8 protein-coding genes and 1 tRNA gene are annotated in these 7,012 nt (G+C 69.6%); 3 read left to right on the top strand and 6 right to left on the bottom strand.

Annotated features, from left to right (window positions below):
- A partial coding sequence (locus tag G6022_RS10115) for an acyl-CoA dehydrogenase family protein (RefSeq protein ID WP_347238167.1) occupies positions 1-304 on the bottom strand: 304 nt, incomplete at its 3' end.
- A complete protein-coding gene (locus tag G6022_RS10110) occupies positions 301-1,473 on the bottom strand; it encodes an acyl-CoA dehydrogenase family protein (RefSeq protein ID WP_182639310.1) in 1,173 nt (390 codons plus the stop codon). The genes G6022_RS10115 and G6022_RS10110, both read right to left, overlap by 4 nt.
- A gap of 251 nt (positions 1,474-1,724) precedes the next feature.
- Here G6022_RS10110 and G6022_RS10105 point away from each other — a divergent pair, with 251 nt between their 5' ends.
- Positions 1,725-2,423 (top strand): helix-turn-helix domain-containing protein, encoded by a 699-nt coding sequence (locus G6022_RS10105; protein WP_107748977.1) that lies wholly within the window; start codon positions 1,725-1,727, stop codon positions 2,421-2,423.
- Between the two features lie 142 nt (positions 2,424-2,565).
- Here G6022_RS10105 and G6022_RS10100 read toward each other — a convergent pair whose 3' ends face one another.
- Positions 2,566-3,369, bottom strand: a complete 804-nt coding sequence (locus G6022_RS10100) for a crotonase/enoyl-CoA hydratase family protein (RefSeq protein WP_179524444.1) — start codon at positions 3,367-3,369, stop codon at positions 2,566-2,568.
- Between the two features lie 178 nt (positions 3,370-3,547).
- Complete coding sequence (locus G6022_RS10095; protein ID WP_182609911.1) at positions 3,548-4,372, bottom strand: alpha/beta hydrolase; 825 nt, start codon at positions 4,370-4,372, stop codon at positions 3,548-3,550.
- Positions 4,373-4,418: 46 nt separating this feature from the next.
- Here G6022_RS10095 and G6022_RS10090 point away from each other — a divergent pair, with 46 nt between their 5' ends.
- Positions 4,419-5,024: a TetR/AcrR family transcriptional regulator gene (locus G6022_RS10090; RefSeq protein WP_182609910.1), complete on the top strand. Its 606-nt coding sequence runs from the start codon at positions 4,419-4,421 to the stop codon at positions 5,022-5,024.
- Between the two features lie 141 nt (positions 5,025-5,165).
- On the opposite strand, the gene G6022_RS10085 is transcribed toward G6022_RS10090, so the two are convergent.
- Both G6022_RS10085 and G6022_RS10080 read right to left on the bottom strand, forming a co-directional pair.
- Positions 5,166-5,238 (bottom strand) — tRNA-Thr (locus G6022_RS10085).
- Positions 5,239-5,360: 122 nt separating this feature from the next.
- A complete protein-coding gene (locus G6022_RS10080; protein WP_182609909.1) occupies positions 5,361-6,572 on the bottom strand; it encodes a DNA polymerase III subunit delta' in 1,212 nt (403 codons plus the stop codon).
- A gap of 142 nt (positions 6,573-6,714) precedes the next feature.
- Here G6022_RS10080 and G6022_RS10075 point away from each other — a divergent pair.
- Positions 6,715-7,012: transposase family protein (locus tag G6022_RS10075; protein ID WP_182691489.1), on the top strand; the 298-nt coding region annotated here is incomplete at its 3' end.

The raw sequence follows: 7,012 nt of genomic DNA, 5'->3' as shown, positions 1-7,012 counted from the left end.
GGCGCAGGGGTCCGACGACGAGGTCGGTCTCCGCGAACGGGACCGCGACCCCGGCGGAGGCGGACAAGCGCAGCAGAGAGGCGGCCTCGGCCCACCCCGCGCCGCTGCCGCCGGTGTCCTCGGGGGCCGTGAGGCGGCCGAGCCCCACCTCGGACAGGGACTGCCACACGGCCGCTGCATCGGGCCGGGCGGTGGGGCCGGAGAACTGCGCCAGCACGTCGGCCATCATTGACTCGAGGTCCTGGTCGATCTCGAGTCCGACGCTCTCCACGCCGTCGCCGGCCGCCGCTGTCCCCGTACTCATCGCATCCCCAGTCCCCGCGCGATCACGCCGCGCAGAATCTCGTTGGTCCCGCCCCGCAGGGTGAAGCCGGGCCGCTGGTGCAGTCCGGCACGCAGGAGGTCGGTGAGTTCGGACGCGGCCGCTCCCCCGTCACCGTCACCGGGTGTGAACTCGTCGCCGAGCCGGGTGGAGACCACATCGACGATGTCACCCTCGGTGGTGGTGCCCAGGAGTTTGATCAGTGCAGCGGCGTTGTCCGCGGGCTCCCCGCGTTGCAGCGCCCCGGCGATGTTCTGGCTCAGGGCGTGCAGCCCCGCCATCCGCGCGACCGAGCGACCCAGATCAGTGCGCGCGGGCAACCGCCCTTCGGCGATCGCGCCGATCTCGGCGGCGAACAGGCGGAAGGACGAGAGGAACCGCTCGGGGCCGCTGCGCTCGAAGGCGAGCTCGGAGTTGACCTGTTCCCATCCCTGCCCGATCGTGCCGAACACCCGGGAGTCCGGGACGAACACCTCGTCGAGTACCACCTCGTTGAAGTGGTGGTCGCCCGAGAGGGACACGATCGGGCGGATGGTGACACCCTCGCTGCGCAGGTCGACGATGAACTGGCTCAGTCCCGCATGGCGGTCGGTGGTGTCCAGGGGTTCGGTGCGGGCCAGTGCGATGAACGCCTCCGCGTGCTGCGCTCCGGAGGTCCACACCTTCGTGCCGGTGATCGCCCAGCCGCCGTCGACGCGGACGCCCTTCGTCCGCACGCTGGCCAGGTCCGACCCGGAGTCCGGCTCGCTCATGCCGATGCCGAAACAACACTCCCCCGCTGCGATCCGGGGCAGGAACTCGCGCTTCTGCTCCTCGGTTCCGTACCGCAGGAGCGAGGGGGCGATCTGCCGGTCGGCGACCCACTGCGCGGCGACCGGCGCCCCGACGGCGAGGAGTTCCTCGGTGACGACGAAGCGCTCGAGGTGCGTGCGTCCCCGTCCGCCGTACTCGGTGGGGATGGCCATCCCGACCCAGCCGCGCTCGGCGAGGCGACGGGTGAAGTCCTCGTCCCATCGCGTGAGCCAGGTGTCGATCCACGGCGTGAGCCGACCGGCGGCGATCTCTTCGGAGAGGAAGTCACGGACCTCCACTCGCAGGGCGTCCATGTCCGCCGACGCCAGGGTGGGCGGTGGAGCGAGTGCGGACCGCATCGGGCCTCCTCGAAAGGGGTTGGTGTGATGTGTGCCTGTTCGGGGCCCGGATGGTGACCCGGACCACGTGCTCGAGAATCGCACGAATGGCAATTTTACGCAATAGCGGATCGAACTACGCTCTCTCGTATGCCCAGCGTGCGTCCCGCAGGGGCGGATAGTCTTACCCCATGACGCAACCGGATGCGGGAGACAGCGGGCGCACCGAGCAGCCCAGCATGGACAAGGTCCCCGAGCGTCCTCGCCACCGCATGGTCGACCGGGTCGCAGCGATCATGGAACTGGTCGCCAGGTCGGGAACCGGGCTGACCCTCACCGCGGTCGCCAAGGCCCTCGACGCCCCGATCAGCTCCACGCAGGGCCTGCTCAACGGCCTGGTCGCCGTCGGCTACCTCGACGAGCGCAATCGCGTCTACACGCTGGGGACCGCGCCGTATCTCCTCAACGTGATCGCCGGTCGGCCGCCCGTCACCTCCGTGTCGCGGGAGCAGCTCACCGCACTCCACGCTGAAACCGGTCTGACCACCGCCCTGTCGACCGACGTCGGTGACGACCTCTTCTATGTGGACCACGTCGCCGCCGATGCGCACTACGCCTACATCGCGGAGAACCGGTTGCGACGCTCGCTGCTGCGGACCTCCTCGGGCTGGCTACTCCTGGCCGACCGGGAGAAGCGTGACGTGTGGGCCTACCTGAACGCCCGGCCGGCTGCGGAGTCGGAGTTCGTCGACAGGTTCCTGGCCTCGCTCGAAGAGCTCCGCGAGACCGGTGTGTGTACGGCCCCCGGCGTGGCCGTGGACGGTGGCGACGGTGTCTCGGTCGCACTGCGCGAGGGGGGACGGACGATCGCGACCGTCGGCGTCATCGCCGCGCGGGACCTCATCGTCCAGCGCAGCGAGGAGCTGGCCCAGACCTGCCTCCGGCACGCCACCGCCTGGGGTCTGCGCTGAACCGGGGCCCGCGCTGACGCGAGGCCCCGGCCGACCATGGACTCGGCGACGGATCCGCGCCCCGTGAAGTCCCGGGGGGCGGATCAGCGCCCCGGGAAGTCCCGGGGGGCGGATCAGCGCCCCGCGTGGCCCCGGGGACGGGTCAGCGCCCCGTGTACTCCCCTGCGCGCTTCTCCCCGAACGCCGCGAGCGCCTCGCGGTGATCGGCGGTGTGGTGCGCGAGCGCCTGCATCGCCGCCGAGAGCTCGAGCAGCGACTCGAGCGACTGGTGCTGTGACTCGCGGAGCAGCTTCTTGGCCATCCGCACCGCGTGCGGCGGGTTCTTGGCCACCCGTGCGGCGAGGGCGTGGGCCGCCTCCAGCAGGTTCTCGGGCTCCACGACCTCGTTGACCAGCCCCCACGCGGCGGCCTGCTCGGCCTTGACGCGATCTCCGGTGAGCGCCATCTCGGCCGCCCGGGCCGGGCCGATGGCCTTGGTCAGCAGCCATGCGCCGCCGTCGCCCGGGATGATCCCCAGCTGGACGAAACTCTCGGCGAACCACGCCTTGGTCGAGGCCACCCGCAGGTCGCACATCACCGCCAGGTCACAACCCGCGCCCACCGCGGGGCCGTTGACGGCCGCGACCACCGGCACCTCGCAGTGATACAGCGCGCGGGGGATCCGCTGGATCCCTCCCCGGTAGCCGTTACGGAGCTCGTACGGGCTACCCCCGAACATCCCCGCCTTGTCGACCATGTCCTTGACGTTGCCGCCGGCGGAGAACGCCGAGCCGGCGCCGGTGAGCACGACGGCCCGGACGTCATGGTCGGCATTGACCGCTGCGACCCGGTCACACAGGGCGTCGACGATCGCAGGATCGGAGATGGGGTTCCGGGAATCCGGCAGGTTGAGTGTCCACGTCTCGATGTGGTCGGCTCGCTCGACGAGCAGAGGGGAGGTAGTCATCAGGGATCCTTCGGTCGAGGGGACGCCAATTCGCGCTATCTAACTACGTAATCCGTTACTCGACTGTAGCGAGCGGTCGTCGTCACCGCCAGTGTTCGCCATATCGGCAGAGCCGTGCTCCGATGGGTTCGGCGGTCCCCCACCGGGGAAACCCCAGGATGGCCGAACACCTCGCGCATCAGCGGCGATCCAGCCCCGCCCAGAACTCGCCCAGGGCGAGGAAGGTTGACTCGGGCTGTTCGAGCGCGGGTATCACCCGCGCCCCGGACACCGTCGACTCGCGTGCGTCGATCATCTCGGCGGCGACCGCGCGGGCCTGCTCCGGCGTCCACTCGCCGCGGTCGTCGGTGGTGACGAACAGGACCGGGCACGTCACCTCCAGTGCCGCCGAGAGCAGGTCGACACGATTGAGGATCGCGGTCTCGATGGCCCGAATCGTCGCCGTGCGCCCCGCCCGGTCGAGCGCACCACGCAACACCTCGACGGCCTCGGGATCGTGCGCGCGGGTGCGGTCGGTGAAGATGGTCTCCTCGATCGCGGACCTCACCGGCCCGCGGGGCCCGATCAGCCGGTAGAGCGGGACCAGCATCCGGACCTTGCGGCGGAGGAGTCGATTAATCGGGCGAGTCGGCGCGCTGACGGCGACGAGACTGCGGATCAGGTCGGGCCTGCGAGCGGCCACCTCCATACCGACGTGACCACCCCACGCATTGCCGAGCCAGTCGACCCCGTCCTGCCCGGACGACCCCCGGACATGCTCCAGCACCTCGATCGCGGCGTCCGCACATGCGGAGATGTCCGTCGCCTCGCGCAACGGGTCACTTCTCCCGCAGGACGGTGCGTCGATCAGGTGGAGACGATGGGCGCCCTTCAGCAGCGGCACGAGTCGGTTCCAGCTCGTCGAGTCGACGAACATGCTGTGCCACAGCACGAGTGGCGGGCCCTCGCCGACCACATCGACGTGGAGCCGGCCGAGCCGCGTATCGACGAATCCTGAATCCATAATTGACATTACACATCGTAAACTCAATTCTGTCTAGACTCGGATCATGGCCAGGACCTACTCGTCGGAGCTCCGTGCGGAGCGGGCTCGCCTCAACCGGGCGGCAGTGGTGGACGTCGCGCGGGAGATGTTCATCGAACGGGGATGGGTGGCCACGACGATGTCCGACGTCGCCTCCGCCGCAGGCCTCACCCGGCAGACCGTCTACCAGCAGTTCGACGGGAAGCTCACCCTTCTCGACACCTGCATTGATCTGTCGTCGTCTGATGGCGCGAACTCCCCCGTCCGCGAGTTGCCGGACTACGTCAAGATGGGCGAGGGAGCTGTCGAGGACCGCCTGGCCGCCGGCGCGAGATGGCTGCGCGGGGCGCACGAACGATCGGCCGCCATCCAGTACGTTCTCGACGAGGCCGCCGTCGTCGACGACGTCGCCGCGGGGCGACTCGCAGAACGGGAACGCACCCGTTGGGACGAGGTGCGGTGGGCCTCCGGGCTCATCCTCGGATCTCCTCCCCCCGACGCGGTCGTCGACGCGATGTGGATGCTCACCGGCAGATCCGTGTGGTTGAGACTGACGCGTGAACGAGGGTGGACACCAGAGCAGTGGGAGAGTTGGTTCGTTCGCCACGCTCGCGTGGAACTGCGCTGCTGAGCTTTCTGGCGCGAAAGCCCTGAGGAGACCTGGTCTACCCAGACCGGACAGTCGGGAACTCCCTACCGCGACATGACTGGGGCTCCGACGCAGAACGCCCCCGCCCTCGGTTTCCCGAGATCAGGGGCGTTCTTCCATCTGAGCCGCGTGTCGGAATCGAACCGACGACCTTTTCATTACGAGTGAAATGCTCTACCGACTGAGCTAACGCGGCGAGCCCTTGTGGGGCGACGCAACTATATACGACCGGCTCTCGCCGCCGGAAAACGACCGGTACCCCGGGTGCGGGTGGCCTCCACCCTGGTACATCGACCCTGGTACATCAACTCTGCTCCGTCAACCCAGCGCCTCGCGTATCGCCCCCACCATCGCGGACACGGCAAACTTCGGCTTCACGTTGACCTCGATGGCGGCGCGACACTCCTGGATAGCCTCGATGGCCCTCAGCACCGACGCCGGCGGATAGTGCCCCCCGAGGCGCGCCGACTCCTCCGCCTTGTCCGGGTGAACCGGGGCGACGTCCGCCACTCCGAGGCCGGCCATGAGCGCGTCCCGGTAGAAGCCCGCCAGGTCGACCAGCGCCAGGTCCAGCGAATCACGGGTGGAGCGGGTCCGCCGCGACTTCTGCGCCTTCTCCAGCTCCTTCACCGCGCCCGCGGCGCCGCGACCCGCCGCCACCGCACCTTTTCCGGTGCCGCCCACACCCATCGCGGTGCGCAGTTCCTCCACCTCACGCTCGTCGTTCTGGGAATTTCGGGCGAGCGCCTCCTGCTCTGCGGCGCTGACCAGACGGTCCGCCAGCGGGAACGCCCGGCCGGGGTTGTGCATGACCATGGGCAGCTCCAACACCACGTCCCGGCGATCCCGGGTGGCCTCGTCGGTGGCCAACCACCGGGCGCGGCCGATGTGTCCGGAGGAGACCGCCGCAGCCCACCGCGCCCGCTCGGGGTCGATCCCCCCGCCGGCGAGGAGCGCGCTCTCGACCGCGGTGGCGTCCGGCTGACGAAGCGCGACGTTCCTCGACCTGGACCGCAGGGTGACCATGATGTCCATGGGGTCCGTCGTGGGCGAGCACAGCAGGAACACCGTGCGGCTCGGCGGCTCCTCCACCACCTTGAGCAGCGCGTTGCCGGACTGCTCGGTGAGCCGGTCCGCCTCCTCCACCACCACGATCTGCCAGCGACCGGTGCTGGGGCGGCTGGCGGCGCGGTGGATGGTCTCCTTGACGTCCTTGAGAAGGATGTTGACGCCCTGCGGAGCCAGGAGGTGGACATCCGCGTGGGTCCCCGCCAGCACGGTGTGGCAGGACCGGCACTCGCCACAGCCCACGATCTCCGGGTGTTCGCACTGCAACGCGGCGGCGAAACACGTGGCGGCGACGCTCCGTCCGCTCCCCGGTGGACCGGTGAACAGCCACGCGTGGACCATCCGCGCGTCCGACTCGTCCCACCCCTGGCCCGGCACCCGCGCACGCGCCGCCGACGCCGCGGCGGTCAGCTCCGCCACGACGTCGGACTGACCGGCCAACCGATCGAACACCCCTGGCATGGCCCCACCATATCGGGCCCTTCCGGTTCCGGAGTGCGTAGCTGGGGTTCCGTGAGGCGGGGCGTGGCGGAGAATTTGGGGGTCCTGGGGGTGTGAGGATTGCGGTTCCTACACCTGCACCCAGAACCACCCAGGACCCGCTTTGAACGCTACCGCCAGCCTGCTTGCCGACACCATCTGCCGCACCGTCGAACTCGGTGTGACCATCACCGACGCCGCCGTGGCCGGCGAGCTCACGCACTTGTTCTGTGCCCCGGTCGCACTGGACCCGATCTGCGCGGAGTGCGGGATGGCGGGCCGGCTGCGGGACCACGTCGAGCGGCGGGTGACCGATCTGCCGATCGTCGGGCACCCCACGAGGCTGCACGTGCGGGTACCGCGCTTCATCTGCGACAACACCGAGTGCGCCACGAGGATCTTCCAGCAACGCATGCCGAATC

Source organism: Dietzia sp. Cai40 (assembly GCF_014145165.1).
GTDB classification, from domain to species: domain Bacteria; phylum Actinomycetota; class Actinomycetes; order Mycobacteriales; family Mycobacteriaceae; genus Dietzia; species Dietzia natronolimnaea.
The sequence above is the reverse complement of the archived record's forward strand: the minus strand, read 5'-3'. Positions and strand labels throughout refer to the sequence as shown.